The 18,279-nt window shown below is 69.9% G+C and carries 19 protein-coding genes and 1 pseudogene; 5 read left to right on the forward strand and 15 right to left on the reverse strand.

Annotated elements, in window-relative coordinates; translation table 11 throughout:
- The first annotated feature begins 55 nt into the window (after window positions 1–55).
- Window positions 56–385: an MFS transporter gene (locus tag ACZ4MU_RS20320; RefSeq protein WP_467878292.1), complete on the forward strand. Its 330-nt coding sequence runs from the start codon at window positions 56–58 to the stop codon at window positions 383–385.
- Here the strand turns inward: ACZ4MU_RS20320 and ACZ4MU_RS20325 are convergent.
- From ACZ4MU_RS20325 to ACZ4MU_RS20335, 3 genes are all read right to left on the reverse strand, one after another.
- A complete protein-coding gene (locus tag ACZ4MU_RS20325; RefSeq protein ID WP_467878295.1) occupies window positions 382–522 on the reverse strand; it encodes a hypothetical protein in 141 nt (46 codons plus the stop codon). The genes ACZ4MU_RS20320 and ACZ4MU_RS20325 overlap by 4 nt on opposite strands.
- A gap of 90 nt (window positions 523–612) precedes the next feature.
- Window positions 613–1,065, reverse strand: a complete 453-nt coding sequence (locus ACZ4MU_RS20330) for a hypothetical protein (protein ID WP_467878297.1) — start codon at window positions 1,063–1,065, stop codon at window positions 613–615.
- Between the two features lie 21 nt (window positions 1,066–1,086).
- Window positions 1,087–2,715 carry a restriction endonuclease fold toxin-2 domain-containing protein gene (locus ACZ4MU_RS20335; RefSeq protein ID WP_467878300.1) on the reverse strand — a complete coding sequence of 543 codons (1,629 nt, stop codon included), beginning with the start codon at window positions 2,713–2,715 and terminating at the stop codon, window positions 1,087–1,089.
- A 615-nt stretch (window positions 2,716–3,330) separates the two neighbouring features.
- Here ACZ4MU_RS20335 and ACZ4MU_RS20340 point away from each other — a divergent pair.
- Window positions 3,331–4,701, forward strand: coding sequence for a pectate lyase family protein (locus ACZ4MU_RS20340; protein WP_467878303.1), 1,371 nt, complete (start codon window positions 3,331–3,333; stop codon window positions 4,699–4,701).
- A 362-nt stretch (window positions 4,702–5,063) separates the two neighbouring features.
- On the opposite strand, the gene ACZ4MU_RS20345 is transcribed toward ACZ4MU_RS20340, so the two are convergent.
- From ACZ4MU_RS20345 to ACZ4MU_RS20355, 3 genes are all read right to left on the reverse strand, one after another.
- On the reverse strand, window positions 5,064–5,708 hold the full coding sequence (locus tag ACZ4MU_RS20345; protein WP_467878306.1) for a LysE family translocator: 645 nt from the start codon (window positions 5,706–5,708) through the stop codon (window positions 5,064–5,066).
- Window positions 5,709–5,909: 201 nt separating this feature from the next.
- Entirely contained in the window at window positions 5,910–8,219 is a 2,310-nt protein-coding gene (locus tag ACZ4MU_RS20350; RefSeq protein WP_467878309.1) for an FtsX-like permease family protein, read from the reverse strand.
- Entirely contained in the window at window positions 8,216–8,926 is a 711-nt protein-coding gene (locus ACZ4MU_RS20355; RefSeq protein ID WP_467878312.1) for an ABC transporter ATP-binding protein, read from the reverse strand. The genes ACZ4MU_RS20350 and ACZ4MU_RS20355 overlap by 4 nt, the downstream gene beginning before the upstream one ends.
- Window positions 8,927–9,066: 140 nt before the next feature.
- On the opposite strand from ACZ4MU_RS20355, the gene ACZ4MU_RS20360 reads away from it, so the two are divergent.
- Window positions 9,067–9,906 (forward strand): sensor histidine kinase, encoded by an 840-nt coding sequence (locus tag ACZ4MU_RS20360; RefSeq protein ID WP_467878317.1) that lies wholly within the window; start codon window positions 9,067–9,069, stop codon window positions 9,904–9,906.
- Window positions 9,907–9,977: 71 nt separating this feature from the next.
- Window positions 9,978–10,631, forward strand: a complete 654-nt coding sequence (locus ACZ4MU_RS20365) for a response regulator (RefSeq protein WP_467878661.1) — start codon at window positions 9,978–9,980, stop codon at window positions 10,629–10,631.
- Between the two features lie 5 nt (window positions 10,632–10,636).
- Here the strand turns inward: ACZ4MU_RS20365 and ACZ4MU_RS20370 are convergent.
- From ACZ4MU_RS20370 to ACZ4MU_RS20390, 5 genes and pseudogenes are all read right to left on the reverse strand, one after another.
- Window positions 10,637–10,982: pseudogene (locus ACZ4MU_RS20370) on the reverse strand (response regulator transcription factor); the annotation flags it as partial.
- Between the two features lie 331 nt (window positions 10,983–11,313).
- Window positions 11,314–11,517 (reverse strand): cold-shock protein, encoded by a 204-nt coding sequence (locus ACZ4MU_RS20375; protein WP_467878664.1) that lies wholly within the window; start codon window positions 11,515–11,517, stop codon window positions 11,314–11,316.
- A 330-nt stretch (window positions 11,518–11,847) separates the two neighbouring features.
- Window positions 11,848–13,329, reverse strand: coding sequence for a DEAD/DEAH box helicase (locus tag ACZ4MU_RS20380; RefSeq protein WP_467878319.1), 1,482 nt, complete (start codon window positions 13,327–13,329; stop codon window positions 11,848–11,850).
- A 350-nt stretch (window positions 13,330–13,679) separates the two neighbouring features.
- A complete protein-coding gene (locus tag ACZ4MU_RS20385; RefSeq protein ID WP_272118185.1) occupies window positions 13,680–13,883 on the reverse strand; it encodes a cold-shock protein in 204 nt (67 codons plus the stop codon).
- 349 nt (window positions 13,884–14,232) lie between these two features.
- Window positions 14,233–14,631, reverse strand: a complete 399-nt coding sequence (locus ACZ4MU_RS20390; protein ID WP_467878322.1) for a MerR family transcriptional regulator — start codon at window positions 14,629–14,631, stop codon at window positions 14,233–14,235.
- A 220-nt stretch (window positions 14,632–14,851) separates the two neighbouring features.
- Between ACZ4MU_RS20390 and ACZ4MU_RS20395 the strand changes: the two genes are divergently transcribed.
- A complete protein-coding gene (locus ACZ4MU_RS20395; RefSeq protein ID WP_467878325.1) occupies window positions 14,852–15,226 on the forward strand; it encodes a hypothetical protein in 375 nt (124 codons plus the stop codon).
- 90 nt (window positions 15,227–15,316) lie between these two features.
- Here ACZ4MU_RS20395 and ACZ4MU_RS20400 read toward each other — a convergent pair whose 3' ends face one another.
- The 4 genes from ACZ4MU_RS20400 to ACZ4MU_RS20415 all read right to left on the reverse strand — a co-directional run bounded on the left by ACZ4MU_RS20400 (window position 15,317) and on the right by ACZ4MU_RS20415 (window position 17,973).
- Entirely contained in the window at window positions 15,317–15,640 is a 324-nt protein-coding gene (locus tag ACZ4MU_RS20400) for an SCO5918 family protein (protein WP_467878328.1), read from the reverse strand.
- A gap of 58 nt (window positions 15,641–15,698) precedes the next feature.
- A complete protein-coding gene (locus ACZ4MU_RS20405) occupies window positions 15,699–16,007 on the reverse strand; it encodes a CBS domain-containing protein (RefSeq protein WP_467878331.1) in 309 nt (102 codons plus the stop codon).
- A 98-nt stretch (window positions 16,008–16,105) separates the two neighbouring features.
- Window positions 16,106–17,599 carry a DEAD/DEAH box helicase gene (locus tag ACZ4MU_RS20410; protein WP_467878334.1) on the reverse strand — a complete coding sequence of 498 codons (1,494 nt, stop codon included), beginning with the start codon at window positions 17,597–17,599 and terminating at the stop codon, window positions 16,106–16,108.
- 170 nt (window positions 17,600–17,769) lie between these two features.
- On the reverse strand, window positions 17,770–17,973 hold the full coding sequence (locus tag ACZ4MU_RS20415; protein WP_467878336.1) for a cold-shock protein: 204 nt from the start codon (window positions 17,971–17,973) through the stop codon (window positions 17,770–17,772).
- Between the last annotated feature and the right edge of the window lie 306 nt (window positions 17,974–18,279).

The following is an 18,279-nucleotide window of genomic DNA, read 5'->3' on the forward strand; positions in this document are numbered from 1 at the left end:
GCCTGCCGACATGCCGCAGCCGTTACCGCGCCACGGCTAGGTCACCATTGCCCTCGTGCTGGTGGCCGCGTTCATGCAGCTCGTGGACGTGAGCATCGTCAATGTCGCGGTGACGGCCATCCAGCGCGGACCGGGCGCCGGTTACACCCACATCCACTGGGTGCTCGCCGACTACACCCTGGCCTTCGCCGCGTTCCTGGTCGCGGGCGGAAGGATGGGCGACCGTTCCGGGCGCAAGCGCGTGTTCCTGATCGGCATGAGCACCTTCACCATCGCGTCACTGTTCTGCGGCGTCGCCCAGAGCCCGGAGATACTCGTGGGATCGCGACTGCTCCAGGGACTGGCCGCCGCACGGATGTACCCGCAGGTCTACTCCGTCAATTAGGTCGCCGTGCCGCCGAAACGCATGGAGCGGTCCTCGGCGCACTGGGCGGGGTGATCGGCCTCGCCGCCATCACGGGCCTGCTCGGCAGCCTCTCCTTCGGTCTGCTCGGCACCCATGCGCATACCGTCACCGGCCATCAGAAAACCGCGCTCACCAGCGAGTTGACGGCGACGGGCAAGCTCGCCCCACAAGCGGACAGGACGGTTTCATATCACGACTACGCCTTGTCAGGCACTGTCGACGACTCGAAGGTGGTGCCGCAATTCGTCGGCGACGCCGTCTTCGTCACCCGCTGCGGGCAGCTTCCAATCCGACTCGATTCCCTCCACGACGGCCGCCTCGCTTGAGTAGCGAACCAGATCCGGCGCCGGAAGATGAGAGTCGCGAAGCCATACGATGAAGGCGGCCGCCTCCCCTGCGGTGATCCCCGCCAGCATGATGCAGTCCCGCCCCTGGGTGAGCGCGGTCCCGTCGAACCCTGTCCCCCGGCTGTCAACAGCCCAGAACCACATATACGGTGCGCCGCCATGGACATCGTCCTGCCGGAGCTCGTAGCTGACATCCTGGAAGGATCCGCGTAGGGCCTCACCCAGCTGTTCCAGGTCGAGCCCCCACGCATGAGGGTCCCGTTCGGGGGCGTACAGGAGAAAAGTGTTCTGCTCGTCGTCGTCGTTCAGCACGCGTGTACCTCTTCCTCTGTGCTACCGGACATACCGGGCTGCCCCCTTCACCTGCTCCATCGCCATGAGCGTCTGCCAGTAAGGGACGGCCTCCTTGTCGTTGGTGATGATTTCGAGCCCACGCAGCTCGCTGTGCTCGCGGATGGCCTGCCTGTATTTGATGAGTTCCTTCTTGTCCCCGCCGATGAGGACGTTCTTCTTATTCCACTTCAATTCACCGCTCGGCTTGTACTCGTCTTGAATATCAAAGGTCGACATCTTGCGGAAAGTACTCTTCTTGCAGTCATCGTCTACGCCTTTGACGTACTTCGCATCGACCATCATGCCGTCTGCTGCACGCATTCCGTCAGCGGAGATGCTGGACTTCCCAGGCCCTGAAAGCGGCACGATACGCTCGGGATAGCCGGCAACACGCAGCTGGTACGCGTTCTCCGGTCTCGTGGGGTCGGGGGATCCGGCGAGACCTGCCGGCGTGAGCGTGTTCACCCAGTTGGTGAACGAGGCGAGTTCACTGGGTGTCAGGAGTACGGGAGGCGGCACCGGGGACGGCGGGATCGGGGCGCGCCAGGGAACGTTGGGGTCGGGGTTGCGGAAGAGTGCGGGCATGATGCCCGGCAGGCCGCTGCGGTAGGACGCGAGGGCGAATGGCGCCGGCGCCGGCTCCGGTAGCGGAGGCAGGAACGGCAGTCCGGGAAGCCCGGGTCCGCCGGAGCCCCGCGGGAGCTGGATGCGGCTCTGGGAGGAGTCCAGGGCGTGCGCCACGTCTCCGAGCTGTTGAATGTAGGGATCACCGGTCACGGCGTCCTTCAGGCCGCCGTCGTAGCCGTTCCCCCCGAACATCGGCTGATGCCATGGCATGTCGAACGTCAGGGGATCATCCTTATGAAACTGGATTTTCAGCTTGGCGTCCTCGACGTGGTCCGCGTACCGGTCGCATGCCTTGGCGAGCTGGTTGCAAGCCGCGATGAGGTTCATGACGAGAGGTTCATCGGATTGCGCCTGCTGTGGCGGCACGCCAAGGCCCACTGAGGCCCTGAAGTAAGTGTGGAAGGACTCGGCTGCCTCGCCCGAGTGCGCCTTGCTCGCGGTGGAGGCATGTGCCTGGGCATCCTCCAGGAAGCGCACCATGAGTTCGCCGCCCCGACGCCAGCAGCCCGCGACGTCCCGGAGCTTCTCGGGGGAACCGCGGAACCGGTCGCTGCGCCCGCCCGGCGCGTACTGGTCCCACCACGCCGTGTCGCCGACGACCTCCGGGAGTTCCTGACCGAGCCCCAGGTACTGCTGGGGGCAGTCCTCTCCCGGGTCGCCCATGTTCGCGGTCAGGTCGACCTGTTTACCGAGGAACGCGGCGACCACGGCGCTCTCCGTCGCCATGAACTCCCGGGCATTGCGCATCAGCCCTCTGCCGGTCTCGCCGAGCACATGTGCGCTAAACCCGATGTGGTCGAGGGTGGTGCGTGCCGCCGAGACGTAGACCTTCGCGAAGTGGTGACCCGCGTCATCATCGCCGGCCATCCCGTGCTGCCGGGACAGCTCCTGCCCCATAGCGATCGCGGTGTCCCGGGCGCTCCGCATCGTCTCGCACAGCCCCATCGCGCCGCTGACCATGCCGGTTGCGATGAACTCCAGATCCGGCGTAAGCCCGCTCACTTCAACGCCCCCCGCACTCCCTATTTACTCGCGTTGTCGATCAAACTAGTGGATGCAGTACAGCGACCGCGGCGCGGAGCCCCCTGGCACAACGGGCAGATCCCCGCCGGAACAAACGGACGGCGGTCAACATCTGTCACGTCCGTGTCACCAACCCCGTTGACGCGCCTGGATGGGAAGCTCCCAACTCGGTCAAACGCTCCTGATCTGGACCACGTGGACGCCATAAGACGGCTTCGCCCACCTGTGCCATGTTGTCCCGAGGGAGGGGCCCAGGACCAGGACCGGAGCGTGTTCTGGCCCGTCAACGCGGTATTGCAGGGTGTTCTTCGGTATCTCGCTCACTCGCCCGAGCCTCTCATCTCTCACCTGCAGAGCTGCCGCCAGGGTCAGAAAGTCCGGGGTGACGCCGATGGCTGCGTACACCTTGCGCGGCGCGGTGAGCGGGGCGTCGGTGGGCGGGCGCGGATCGGGCGAGGCGATGTGGCGGGGGGCTCGGGCGACGTCGAGTGGCGGGACAAGGGGAGGAGAAAAAAACCCGCACGCGGCAACCTTGTGCGGGTCGGCGGCCACTGACAGGGCGTAACCCCATTCTTCTCCCTGTAAGGAAGCCCTGTGGCTGCTCGCTCCCATCGCCGGTCCCTCCGTTCCCGTCGTGCCGCTGTCATCGGCGCGGCCGTCGTGGCCGCAGGCGTCGGTGCCGGTGTTGTCGTGATGAACGCCAACGCCGGGACCGCCGGCATGAACGCCAACGCCGGGACCGTCGACCTGTACCACCAGACGCTCACCGCCAAGGACGGCTGGGCGTCCTCCGGGACGGGGACCACCGGTGGCACGAAGGCCGACGCCGCCCACACCTTCACCGTCTCCACCCGTGCGCAGCTCGTGAAGGCGCTGGGCTCGGTCTCCGACACCACGCCCCGCATCATCAAGATCAGCGGCATGATCGACGCCAACACCAATGACAGCGGAAAGAAGCTCACCTGCGCCGACTACGCCCTCGGTACCGGCTACTCGCTGCCGGCCTACCTCAAGGCCTACGACCCGGCCACCCACGGCCGGTCCAAACTGCCCTCCGGCACCCAGGAGAAGGCACGCGCCGCCGCCCAGGCCAAACAGGGCAAGAACATTGTCTTCCAGGTGCCCGCCAACACGACGATTATGGGCGTCCCCGGTACGAACGCGGGCCTCACCGGGGCCATGCTCCAGATCCAGAAGGTGGACAACGTCATCGTCCGCAACCTGACCTTCGCCGCCACCGAGGACTGCTTCCCGCAGTGGGACCCGACCGACGGCGACGACGGCAACTGGAACTCCAACTACGACTCGGTGACCCTGCGCGGCGCGACCCACGTGTGGGCGGACCACAACACGTTCACCGACGCACCGCACTTCGACCGCGCCAACCCGAAGTACTTCGGCCGCGAGTACCAGATCCACGACGGCGCCCTCGACATCACCAAGGGATCCGACCTGGTGACCGTCTCGCGCAGCCAGTTCACCAACCACGACAAGACGATGCTGATCGGCAGCAGTGACACCGACAGCGTCGGCAAGCTGCGCGTCTCCCTCCACCACAACGTGTGGAAGGGCATCATGCAGCGTGCCCCGCTGTCCCGCATCGGCCAGATCCACATCTACAACAACTACTACGACGTCACGGCCCTCAACGGGTACACGCCGCAGTACAGCATCAACTCCCGCGCCAGGGCTCAGGTCGTCGCGGAGAACAACTACTGGAAGCTGCCGTCCGGCGCGAAGGCCGCCAAGCTCCTCAGCGGTGACGGCACCGGCGCGGTCAAGGGCTCCGGCAACCTCGTCAACGGCACGGTGACCGACCTCGTCGCCGCCTACAACGCCGCCTCGTCCAAGGACCTGAAGACCACGGTCAACTGGACCCCGGCCCTCACGACGGGCCTGGAGACCTCGGCGGCCAACCTGCCGACGTCGCTGGCGACGACGACGGGTGCGGGCGTGCTCAAGTAGCGACCGAGACACGCGAGGGCCGGGCGACCACGAGCCCCCGGCCCTCGCGTACGCGTGCCGCGCGGTCCGCCGCGCCACGGACTGTGAGGGGCCCGGGATGCGTTCCCGGGCCCCTCACGGCGTCTGCCGGGCCCACGGTGTGGCGTCGTCACTGCGTCGTGGTGCGGCGGGCGTAGGCGCGGGCGGCGCGGGCGCGGTCGCCGCCGCCGGTCTCACCGACCGCCTCGACTCCGGCGTCCGCGGCTGACCCCACGTACGTCGGGCGCGTGCGCTGGACGCGGCCGGGCGCCGGCGGGCCAAAGACCCGCCGCGACTGCCGGCCGGCGCCCGGCCCGCGCCCCCACCTCCCGTAGTCGGGTGACTCAGGTGGAGACAGCGGGGCGGGACAGTGCGGTGTGCAGGGCGAAAGCGCCGAGGAGGCCGCCTGCCGTGAACCGCTGGGCGGTCAGGATGCGGGGCCGGGTGGCCAGAAACCTCGACAAGCGCGCCGCGCCCAGCATGATCAGAGCGTTCACGGAGACTCCCACGACGATCTGCACAGTGCCGAGCTGCAGCAGTTGCCCCCAGGCCGGGCCTGCCTGCGGGTCCAGGAACTGGGGCAGCAGAGCGGCATACATCAGGGCGATCTTGGGGTTGAGCAGGTTGGTCAACAGCCCCATCGAGAACAGGCGGGCGTCGGAGACCGGAGGCAGGTCCTGGGCCGGGGCGAAGGGCGAGCGGCCGCCGGGCCTGAGCATGTCCCAGGCCAGGTACGCCAGGTAGGCGGCTCCGGCAAGCTTGACCACCATGAAGGCCACCGGCACCGCGGCGAACAACGCGGACAGGCCCGCGGCCGCGGCAAGGAGATAGCACACGAACCCCACGGCGGTCCCGCCGAGGCTCACCAGCCCCGCCCTGCGGCCCTGGGTGATCGCCCGGGAGGCGAGGTGAATCATGTTCGGTCCGGGCGTCAACGCCATGCCCAGTTCGACTAGGGCCACTCCTCCGACTGCGGTCAGAGTGATCACCGGTCAACCTCCAGGTCGTTCGTCGGGAACCCCCAAGGGAGTGGGGCCACCCGGTGGCAAAGGGCGGGTGCGCCGCACGAGCTGCGCCTGCCTCGCCCGGCTCAGCATATGACTTCGCCGCTCGGCATCTTTATGCGCCCTGATCGTGGTCCGGCGCGGCCATCAGAGCTCTCCGGGGACCCGGCCACCGTGTCGTGGCGGCTATTCCGTGTGCAGAACCGTGGCGATGGTGGCCCGGGCCGCCGTCCGGGCGGGGATCAGGGCGCCGAGGACGGCGATCATCACGCCCGCCAGGAGCATCGCGGCCAGTTGGGGTGCGTGCCAGACGTCCTTCATGTAGGCGGGGAAGTCGACCACGCCGACGTGGTCCACCACGAGGCGGTGGGCCGCGATCCCGAGGGGGATGCCGAGCAGTGCGCCGACCGCGCCGACTCCGGCGACCGAGGTGACCGTCATCAGGATCACCTGACGGGGTGTCATGCCGATGGACTTGAGCATGCCCAGGTCCCTGCGTCGTTCACGGGTGTTGAGGAGGACGGTGTTGAAGACGCCGAGCGCGGCCACGAGGGTGAGCAGCACGGTGAAGACGGTGGAGAAGATGATGACGGTGGCGGTGCCGGCGTTGCCGGGGTCCAGGACGGAGGCATGCACGGCCGGGTCGAGCTTCCCGGCCGCTTCGGTGTAGGCGCGGGCGTCGGTGCCGGGGGCGAGACGGACCGTGTACTCGGTGGCGTGGGCGTTGGGTGCGAGCCGGGTCAGGGTGTCCCAAGTGGCCTCCAGAGCGCGGGCGTTGCCCTCGATGACCTGGCCCACGACGGTTGCGGTGATCTTCTTTCCGTTCAGTTCCAGAGTGGTCCGGTCGCCGATCCGCAGACCGCGCTGGGTGAGGAAGGCCGGTCCGGCCACGATCTCACCGGCCGCTGTCGGGGCTCGCCCCTTGACGATGGTGTGCTCGTAGAGGGAGTTGTCGCCGCGGTAGAAGTCGGCGTAGACGGGCTGGTTCTGGCCGGTCATGCTCGCCTGGGACAGCGCGCGGGCCCGTACCCCCTTCGCACCGGGCAGGGCACGCAGCCGCTCCTCGATCTGCGCGTCGCCGAGGCGCGGTGCCGTCCTGTCGTCGCCGGAGCCGCCGGTCGTCACCTGGACGCGGGCGGCGCCGTCCTCCTTGCCGACGTTGCCGTACGCCACCAGGGTGCTGGTCAGACCGGTGGACAGCGTCACGGTGGTGACCCCGAGGACGATGGCGGCCAGGGTCAGCAGGGTGCGGGCGGGACGGGCGAAGGGCTGGCCAAGACCCAGGCTGACGGGGCGCGGCAGCCGGGTGGCGCCGAGCATCCGCTGAACGCGCAGTCCGCGCCCCGTGCGGGGTGCGCCGCCGGCGCTGATGGCCTGTGCGGCGGGCAGCCGGTGGGCCCGCAGGGCGGGGATCAGCGCGGTGACCAGTACGAGGGCGGGCATGCCCAGCAGGCAGGCCACGGACACCCATGGGCTGATCTCGCCGACCGTGGCCCGGCCCACGTCGATGCCGGTGAAGGCGACCTTCATGATCGGTCCGGCCAGTGCGTTGCCGGCCAGCGTGCCCAGCGCGCAGCCGGCCAGGGCCGGAAGGGAGAGCATCGTCAGGTAGACGGCGACAACCTGGTTGGGGGTGAACCCCAGCGCCTTGAGGACCCCGATGTGCCGGTATCCGGAGACGACCGCCCCGCTGACCACGTTGCCGACGATCAGGACGGAGACCAGCAGTCCGAGGATGCCGAAGAGGGTCATGAAGGGGAGGTAGGAGTCGGCCAGCGCGGAGAACGCCTGCTTGAGGGTGAGGTAGGTCTGCGCGCCGGTGAGCGCCTCCTTGGGCAGCCCCGCGGTGGCCCGGTCCAGCGAGGCGCGCAGTTGGGCCTCGGTGCCGGATGCCGTGAACCGGTAGAGCATCTGGGCGGAGGTGGGGTGCAGGGCGGCCAGCTGCGCGGGTGAGACCCAGGCACTCGCCGACTTGCTCATGCTGGTGGCGAACCCCACGACGGTCAGCGTCGCTCCGCCGGGGACCTCCAGTTTGGAGCCGAGGAGTTCCGTGCCGGGTGAACCCTGGACGGACCAGTTGACGACGATCTCACCGGACGCGGTGGCCCAGCGGCCCTCCAGAAGGTCGATCCGGTCCACCGGGCCTGCCGGATCGGCTCGGCCCACCACGCTGAGGGTGCCTCCCGCCATCCACAGCCAGTTCTTGGGTATGTCGACCACAGCTTGTCCGAACGGCCCGGCGGCGGCTTCCACTCCTGGCCGCTCGGCGGTCCGGGCCAGTTGCTCCGGGGTGACCTTGGTGGTGTCGAAGGACGCCGCCGTGTGCGCGCCGCGCTGTTCGGCGTACGCCTTGTCGAAGGGGCTGGAGGCGGCGCTCAGCAGTGCCAGCGCGAGCAGGATGGTCGTGGTGGAGCAGAACACCACCAGCCCGATCACGAACGTCTGGACCCGACGCCGCTTGGCCGCGCCGCGCGAGGCCGTCCATACGGCCCTCATGCGGTCGCCTCCAGCGTGCGCTCGCGGGCGACCCGGCCGTCGGCGACTTCGACCAGCCGGCTGGCACAGCGGGTGGCGAGCCGCGGGTCGTGGGTGACGATCAGCAGGGTCTGACCGATCTGGTTGAGATCGATCAGCAGGTCCATCACCTGCTCGCCCGACCTGCTGTCGAGTGCGCCGGTCGGCTCGTCGGCAAGGAGGAGGGCGGGCCGGTTCATCAACGCCCGGGCGACGGCGACGCGTTGGCGTTCGCCGCCGCTGAGCGTCGCCGGGTAGTTGTCGCGGCGCTCGGCGACACCGAGTTCGTCCAGCAGCTCCAGTGCGCGGCGGCGCGCCTGGCGGGCGGGGGTGCCGGTCAGCTGCGCGGCCAGTGCCACGTTGTCCAGGACGGGCAGGTCGTCGATGAGGTTGAAGAACTGGAAGATCATGCCGACGTGGCGGCGCCGGAACAGCGCCAGGCCCGTCTCGTTCAGCTTCCCCAGGTCGTGTCCCTGCACCTCGACCGTTCCGGAGGTCGGCCGGTCCAGCCCGGCCACCATGTTGAGCAGGGTGGACTTGCCGCAGCCGGAGGGCCCCATCACCGCGACCGCGTCACCGGCCTTGATCTCCAGCGAAAGCCCGTCCAGGGCCTTCGCGTCGCCGTACTCCTTGTGGACGCCGTCCAGCCGCACCACCGTCTGCCGGACGCCCTCGTGATCGTTTCTCATGCCCCGAAACCTAGGTCCGAAGGCGATCACGGGGCGTCACCCCCCGGATGTATCCGTTTGTGCAGGTCATCCTGGGGATGTACGCAACCCCGTCCGGAGGCCGATGCACCGCGGCACCGCATCCCTGGCAAGATGTTCACATGGGGGAATCGTGGGCCGCTCTGCTGATCACCGCGCTGGCCGCGGCAGTCGGCGCCGCCGGATGGCTGGCCGTGGTGGCGGCGCGGGCGCGGCGCCGCCACCGCAAGGCCATCGAGGAGCGCGGCTGGCTGCTGGAACGTGAACGCGAAAGCGCGACACGAGCCGCGGTCGGCGCCGAACGGGCCCGTATCGCCGCCGAACTCCACGACATCGTCAGCCACAACGTCAGTGTCATGGTGGTCCAGGCCGGAGCCGCCCGCGAAGTGCTCGCCACCCTGCCCGAGGAGGCCGCGGCCGCGATGAGCGCCGTGGAGACCGCCGGGCGCAACACGATGACCGAGCTGCGGCACCTGCTCGGCCTGCTCGCCCCCGCGCAGAACGGTGAGGACGAGCCCTACGGCGTGGACCTGTCACCTCAGCCGAGCCTGAGCCGGCTGAGCCCGCTCATCGACAAGATCGCCTTCGCCGGCCTGCCCGTCGAGATGCGGATCTCGGGCGACCCGCGCCCGCTGCCCACCGGGATCGACGTCACCGCCTACCGGATCATCCAGGAGGGGCTGACCAACGCACTCAAACACGGAGACGGGACGAAGGCCGAAGTGACGGTGCGCTACGCGGACAACCACCTGCGCGTCGAGGTGCTCAACAGCGGGCCGAGCGTCCTGTCGGGCGGCACACCCGCCCCGAGGGAGCCGGGCCGGGAACAGGCGGACGGCACCGGACGCGGGCTGCTGGGGCTGCGCGAGCGGGTTTCCGTCTACGGCGGCGACCTCGACGCCCGACGCCGCCTCGGCGGCGGCTACCGCGTCCGCGCCCGCATCCCCCTGGACCGCCCGTGACCACCCCCGCAGCGCCCGCCCCGCGCGTGGTGGTCGCCGACGACCAGGAACTGCTGCGCACCGGCTTCCGCATGATCCTCACCGCCCGTGGCATCGACGTGGTGGGCGAAGCCTCCGACGGCGTCGAGGCCGTCACCGCCGCGGCAGAACTGCGGCCCGACGTCGTGCTGATGGACATCCGCATGCCGAACATGGACGGTCTGGAAGCCACCCGCCGCATCCTCGCCCAGGCCCCGGAATGCCGGGTGATCATGCTGACCACCTTCGACCTCGACACATACGTCTACGCCGCCCTCGCCGCCGGAGCCAGCGGGTTCCTCCTCAAGGACGTCACCCCCGCGCACCTGGCCGCCGCCGTACGCCTGGTGGACACCGGCGACGCCCTCCTCGCACCTTCGATCACCCGCCGCCTCGTAGAACGCTTCGCCGCCGACAATTCGAAGCCGGGTACGAACCAGGGCCCCCGCCATGCCGCCCCGGCGGTCCACCGGGATCTGGCGGTGCTCACACCACGGGAGCGGGAGGTGCTGACGTGGCTGGGCCGAGGTCTTTCCAACACCGAACTGGCCGTTCGACTGACGCTCAGCGAGGCGACCGTGAAGACCCATGTCGCCCGGATCTTCGCCAAGCTGACCCTGCGCGACCGGGCCCAGGCCGTCGTCCTCGCCTACGAGACGGGACTCGTCTCACCGGGCGACGCCGACGAGACCCCCGGCCCCGCTTGACGGGCTCAGCGGGGCGGAGCGACGAGTCCCCACCCGTACGCGGTGATCGAGCTGGACCCGGTCCCGGGCGCCGAGCTTGGTGAACAGCCGTGACACATGGGACTTGGCGGTGGCCACGGTGATGAACAGGTCCTCCGCGATCTCGGTGTTCGACCTGCCCTGTCCGATCAGAGTGAGGACCTCCTGCTCGCGCTCGGTGATGCCCTCGACCGGCCGTACGGGGCGACGCGGAGTACTTGCGCGGTGTCCGACGAAGTTCGCGATCAGACGCCGGGTCACCCCCGGTGCGAGGAGTGCGTCTCCCGCCGCGACCACGCGGATCGCCGCGACGATGTCGTCCAGCGCCATGTCCGGGCCCTCACCGGACCCTCGCATTCGTGCCCACCGTGCCCGGCTTCTGGCTGGTGTACGCGCTCTGGCCGCCGGCCGCACTGGCACTGGCCGTGGTGCTCGTCCGGCGCCGCGACGTCTGAGCCGCCGGGCCGGGACCGCGGTACGGGGTGCCCTCCTCCCCGCCCGCCGAGAGCCCGGCTCGATGACGGGCCGTCACCTGCCGAACAACGGCCCAGGGGCCGAGCAGCAACAGCTGCGCGGCCCCTGGTCCTGGATGCGTCCGACGTGAGGTCGGGCGCGTTCGCCCGGCCGGCGCGGGATGCGCGGCGGCCGGGCAGAGTACGTCGGGTCAGGCGACGTTGATGTTCTCGGCCTGCGGGCCCTTCTGGCCCTGGGTGACGTCGAACGTCACGGTCTGGCCCTCCTGGAGCTCACGGAAGCCCGAGGAGTTGATGGCGGAGTAGTGGGCGAAGACGTCCGGGCCGCCACCGTCCTGGGCGATGAAGCCGAAGCCCTTTTCCGCGTTGAACCACTTCACGGTTCCCGTAGCCATAGTCATGCCTTCCAGTCGATGAACGCCTACCGCTCCATGCGGAAGGCGGAGGTGATCGCCCTGGTTCCTGCGGCACAGCACAGCAAAACGCCCACGCCAAGGCGTGGGCAATGGGGAACTCCGAACCACGACAGCTGACGCAAACGCTACACGCCCACACGCCACGTCACCAGAGGAACGATCACACGGCACACGGGGATCGCACGGACGGGCGCCCCGCCGCGGTCGGACCGCTCCTCGTCTGCCCCGCTGTCTGCCCCGCCGCCGGTTTCGCCAGGGGCCCGGCCGGTTGCACCGGCCGGGCCCCTCAACGCCCTGAGGGCGGCGGTGCTACGCCACCGTGGCGGCAGACGCGCGCCGGGGCGCCCCGGACGGGCGACGCCGGCCCCGGGAGGAGGAGCTGCGCTTGGGACGCTCGACCACCGGCGCGGTGATGACGACCGGGATACCGGACGGGGCCTGGGCGCCGGTGATCCGGCTCAGCGCCTCGTCGCCCGAACGGACCTGGGTGGTCTGCGGCCGGATCCCGGCGTCCGACATCAGGCGGACCATGCCGCGGCGCTGGTTGGGCGTGACGAGCGTGACGACGCTGCCGGACTCACCGGCGCGGGCGGTACGGCCGCCGCGGTGGAGGTAGTCCTTGTGGTCGGTCGGCGGGTCGACGTTGACGACCAGGTCGAGGTTGTCGACGTGGATGCCGCGCGCCGCGACGTTGGTGGCGACCAGCACGGTGACGTGGCCCGTCTTGAACTGCGTCAGCGTGCGGGTGCGCTGCGGCTGGGACTTGCCGCCGTGCAGCGCCGCGGCCCGTACCCCGCTGCTGAGCAGGTCCTGGGTCAGCCGGTCGACGGCGTGCTTGGTGTCCAGGAACATGATCACGCGGCCGTCGCGGGCGGCGATCTCGGTCGTGGCGGCGTGCTTGTCGGCGCCCTGGACGTGCAGGACGTGGTGCTCCATCGTCGTGACCGCACCGGCCGACGGGTCGACCGAGTGCACGACCGGGTCGGTCAGGTAGCGGCGCACCAGCAGGTCGACGTTGCGGTCCAGGGTGGCCGAGAACAGCATCCGCTGGCCCTCGGGGCGCACCTGGTCCAGCAGGGCGGTGACCTGCGGCATGAAGCCCATGTCGGCCATCTGGTCGGCCTCGTCGAGCACCGTGACGCCCACCTGGTTCAGGCGGCAGTCGCCCCGGTCGATGAGGTCCTTGAGCCGGCCCGGGGTCGCGACGACGATCTCGGCCCCGCCGCGCAGCGCGTTGATCTGCCTGCCGATCGACATCCCGCCCACGACGGTGGTCATGCGCAGCTTCAGGGTGCGGGCGTATGGGGTGAGCGCGTCGGTGACCTGCTGCGCCAGCTCACGCGTCGGTACGAGGACCAGCCCGAGCGGCTGGCGGGGCTCGGCGCGCTGTCCCGCGGTACGGGCGAGCAGGGCCAGGCCGAAGGCGAGGGTCTTGCCGGAGCCGGTGCGGCCGCGGCCCAGGACGTCCCGGCCCGCCAGCGAGTTCGGCAGCGTCGCGCCCTGGATGGGGAACGGCGCGTCCAGACCCTGCCTGCGGAGCTCGGCGAGCAGCTGAGCGGGCATGTCGAGATCGGCGAACGCCTCGACGGCGGGCAGCGGAGGTGTGATCGTCTCGGGGAGCGCGAACTCGCCCTGGACCGGGGCGGGCCTGCGGCCGTAGCCGCCGCCGGAACGGCCCGACGGGGCGGAGCGGCGCGGCGCCTGCGAGCCGTAGCGGTTGCCGCCCGTTCCGGCGTCGGCGCCACCCCTGCGGGTGCGGGCGGAACGGTCGTTCGTCAGTGTGCGGTTCATGGGGAACCTTCCTCGATGTGGCTCATATCAAGGAATTCCCGCAGCGATGAACGGCGTACGGAACGACAAGTATGAACCGGGGGGAAATGCAGCAGAGGCGGCCGGTGGAAACAATCCGGGGCGCCGGTGCTGAAAGAGTGGGTGACGCGGTGGGACCTGGAGGTCCGGGCGTCGGCTGCGGGCAGCTCTTCGAGCCGCCGCCGTTCTCCGCATGCGAAATCATGCGGGGCGGGACCCGGATATGTTCCCAGGGGTCCCGCGACGCACGGATGAGACCGTGCGGGAAAAGCAAGCAGCTGGGGCCCGCACCCCGAGGGATGCGGGCCCCAGCTACAGATGGTGCGCGAGCGTCAGGCCGGAACGATGTTCTCGGCGGTCGGGCCCTTCTGGCCCTGCGCGATGTCGAAGCTCACCTTCTGGCCTTCGAGCAGCTCACGGAAGCCCTGCGCGGCGATGTTCGAGTAGTGGGCGAACACGTCGGGGCCGCCACCGTCCTGCTCGATGAAGCCGAAGCCCTTTTCCGCGTTGAACCACTTCACGGTGCCAGTAGTCATGCCATATCTCCTTTGGGGCAGTGCATCGGAATCCGCACTGTGCGGACACCGAGTCGCCGCGATGATCACCCCGCCCGGAATACGACCGGAAAGACAAAAGTGCTCCCACCTGGCCGGGGCCGGGTGGGGGCACTTGAAGTTTCGGGAACCACAACTGCAACTGAGATCGACAGTAGCACGCCGGAACGGCCTGTGCGGGGTGACCAATTCGATCTTTCCCGACGCGGCACAAACCCTTCCCGCACGGTCCGTAAAACTCTCCCTTGACGGGAACAGATATTGACTGCGCGATGGGCAGTTTTCCGGGAGGAGAGGAACGGTCCTCCTCGGTCCGGTCCGGCCGGGTCGCTCAGACGGAACCGGGGCCGGGACCGGGGCCTGGGCCGGTACCGGGAGCGGAATCCGCGTCGGCCCCGGAGCCGCCCGGTGCCCGCCGCGCCGTGCGGCGGTACTCGGCGTTGATGCGCTGGGCCTCCTCCAGCTGGTCCTCCAGGATGACGATGCGGCAGGCCGCCTCGACGGGAGTCCCCTGGTCGACCAGCTCGCGGGCGCGGGCGGCGATCCGGAGCTGGTAGCGGGAGTAGCGCCGGTGGCCGCCCTCGGAGCGCAGCGGCGTGATGAGCCGGGCCTCCCCGATGGCCCGCAGGAAACCGGGGGTGGTGCCGAGCATCTCGGCGGCCCGGCCCATCGTGTAGGCGGGGTAGTCGTCGTCGTCCAGACGATCGCCCAGCGGACTGTCTGCTGTCATGTCACCTCGTTGTGCAGCGCTTCGAGGGGCCTGGACGCCGTACGGCCTGGCCCGGGGGAAAGTCAACACCATCCGCCCGGGCCGCCGCCGCGCAGGCCTTCCCTTCCGGCGCCGCGTGTGCCACGCCGCGTGTGCCGCGCCCCCGGCCTCGTACCGCGTCTGCTCTTCCGGGGACGGGCCTCTGCCGGGCGTCGAGGACGGGTGGATAGAATCTCGTCCCATGTCGAACCCTGACGACCTGCTCATCGGCATCTCCACCATGGTGGAATCCGGGCAGAGCAATCAGATGTCGCTGACCGTGGTGGTCGGTGGAGCTGTCATTACCGGCCGGCTGGCTCCCGAAGCCGTATGGAGGGAGCGGGTGTCGGAGGTGCTCAAGGACTCGGACCATCTGGGCCCCTTCTCCGAGGTCTTCACCGCGGACCCGCCGCGGGGCCGGGGGGAGGACGGCGAGACGCCCACCCATCTCCACTTCCACCTCGCCCGGATCCTCCAGGGCAACGTCGGTATTCCCGAGACCGGGGGGATGTACCGCGTCGCCATCAAGGACGTGAGCGCCTGGACCGTGGGCGACTTCAGCTACTCCGACCACTGAGAACGCGTACAGCGGGGAAGGGCCCTGCCGACCTGTGTCGGCAGGGCCCTTCCCCGCTGTCGTGTACGGACCGGCGTGCGCCGGCCGTCGTCAGATTCCCAGCACCCCGGAGCCGCCCAGCAGCGCGGAGGCGGTCTGCAGGGGCGTCGCCCGCGCGGTGTGCGGGACGGGCACGGGCGCCTCACCGCTGCGGCAGCTGAAGCCGAGCCGGGCCATGGCCCGGGTGACCTCCTGGCCGGTGAAGTCGCGGCGGTCCTGCCGGGTGATGATCTCCCCCACCTGCTTGACGGGGTAGTGGCGGCGGCCGATGAGTACGGACTCCCCCGTGATGATCTCGGGCTTCACACCCTTCATCGAGGTCATGACCCCGCTCTTGGTGAGCTCGAAGGGGAAACGGGCGATGACGCAGCGCATGGTGCCTCACAGGGAGTGGGAGAAGGGCGACGGGGCGGCCGGTGACGGCGGGGGTGGATCAGCGGGCGAGGGCGAGAGCGCCCGGGGCGGAGCCGGGCGGACCCTCGGCGGCGAGGACGTCCCGCAGCCGGAGCCGGTCCGTGTAGGCGGCGCTGTCACGGACAGCGGCCAGCCGGGTCCGGGTGACCGAGCCGGTGATCTGCTCGTCCCGGTCGCACAGCAGCAGGAACCCGACCCGGGCACCGGCCATGACGGACAGGGCCGTCTCGACGGTCATGTCGTCACTCACCCGCGGCCCCGACGGGTCGACGGCCTCGGCCGTGCCGTGGAAAGGGGCGGGGCGTTGCCGGGTCTGGACGGGCGTCAAAGGATTTTCTCCTGCGGGACGGGGACGGATGGTCCGCTCACGACGGGCCCGGCGGCGGTGCGCACGGATCCGCGGTGGCGGTGGGGGACGCGAGCGCTCTAGGCGGCCGCGTCGAGAGCGGCCGGGCGCTGCGCCGTGCGGCGAGCCGGGTCGGCGCCGGACCGGCCGCGGCCCGCGGTGCCGCGTCGGCCTCGGGGTGAGGAGGCGGCGGAGCGCCGGGAGCGCTCCTCGGCCGGCACCGTGATGGTGACCGGGACGCCCGAGGGGGCCTGGGCGCCGGTGATCCGGCTCAGTTCGGCCTCGCCCGAGCGCACCTGGGTGGTCTGCGGGGTGATGCCGGCGGCGGCCATCAGCCGGCTCATGTCGCGGCGCTGGTGGGGGGTGACCAGGGTCACGACACTGCCGGACTCACCGGCGCGGGCCGTGCGGCCGCCACGGTGCAGATAGTCCTTGTGGTCGCTGGGCGGGTCGACGTTGACGACCAGGTCGAGGTTGTCGACGTGGATGCCGCGCGCCGCGACGTTCGTCGCCACCAGCACCGTCACATGCCCGGACCGGAAACGGGACAGGGTCCGCGTCCGCTGCGGCTGGGACTTGCCACCGTGCAGGGCGGCCGCCCGTACACCGCTGTTCAGCAGGTGCTCGGTGAGCCGGTCCACCGCGTGCTTGGTGTCCAGGAACATGATCACGCGCCCGTCCCGGGCAGCGATCTCGGTGGTCGTCCGGTGCTTGTCCGCGCCCTGCACATGCAGGACGTGATGCTCCATGGTGGTCACCGCGCCCGCGGACGGGTCGACGGAGTGGACCACGGGGTCGGTCAGATAGCGGCGGACCAGCTGATCGACGTTGCGGTCCAGGGTGGCCGAGAACAGCATCCGCTGACCTCCGGGCTTCACCTGGTCGAGCAGCTCGGTGACCTGCGGCATGAAGCCCATGTCGGTCATCTGGTCGGCCTCGTCGAGGACGGTGACGGCGACCTGGTCCAGCCGGCAGTCCCCGCGGTCGACGAGGTCCTTGAGCCGGCCCGGTGTGGCGACGACGACTTCCGCGCCGCCGCGCAGCGCGGCCGCCTGCCTGCCGAGCGACATGCCGCCGACCACAGTGGTCAGCCGCAGTCTGACGGAGCGGGCGTAGGGCGTGAGGGCGTCGGTGACCTGCTGGGCGAGCTCGCGGGTGGGCACCAGGACGAGGGCCAGGGGCTGGCGCGGCTCGGCGCGCAGACCCGCGGTACGGGCCAGCAGGGCGAGGCCGAAGGCGAGGGTCTTGCCCGAACCGGTGCGGCCGCGGCCGAGGACGTCACGCCCGGCCAGCGAGTTGGGCAGGGTCGCCGCCTGGATCGGGAACGGTACGGTCACGCCCTCGTGGCCCAGCGCGTCGAGCAGCTGGCCCGGCATGCCCAGATCGGCGAATCCTTCGACGGCCGGCAGGGCCGGGGTGAGCGTCTGCGGGACCGCGAACTCGCCCTGGGGCGCGTTCTGCCGCCGGCCGGGGGCGAAGGAGCGGCGCGGGGAGCCGGAGCGGAATTCACCGCCGGAGCGCGGATTCGCGGTGCGTGTGCGGGCGGAGCGGTCGTTCGTACGCGTGCGGTCCACGGGGAACCTTCCTTGACGTGGCACGTATCAAGGAATTCCCGCAGCGGAGGAGCAGCGCAGAGAATCGCAAGAACGAGCCGAGAGACTGGGGTTCATCGACCCCTGAAAACGCAACAGCTGGGGCCCGCACCCCAAGGTGCGGGCCCCAGCTGCGAAAGTGCGTGGCGACGTCAGGCGAGAACGATGTTCTCGGCCGTCGGGCCCTTCTGGCCCTGCGCGATGTCGAAGCTGACCTTCTGGCCCTCAAGCAGCTCGCGGAAGCCCTGGGCGGAAATGTTCGAGTAGTGGGCGAACACGTCCGCGCCGCCACCGTCCTGCTCGATGAAGCCGAAGCCCTTTTCCGCGTTGAACCACTTAACAGTTCCGGAAGCCATGTTATTTCTCCTTCGGGGCGGTGCTCGTGACGCACACCGTGTGCGCCTCGTGTCGCCGTGATGATCACCCTGCCGGAAATAACCGGGACCAGAAAGGGTCACCGCCGCAATGAACCGGCGGGGACGCCTGCAAGATTTCAGGAGCCACAACTGCAACTGAGATCGACAGTAGCACGGTGCGATCGGCCATGCGCGGACCATTTCTCCGCCGGGCCTGTCGCGTCATTATTATTAATCGCGCCCCGCTTCTCATTCTCATGCGGCGGGAACAGATATCCGCACGCCGGAGCCCCACGGTTTCTGCCG

This window comes from Streptomyces sp. NPDC026377 (genome assembly GCF_055567715.1).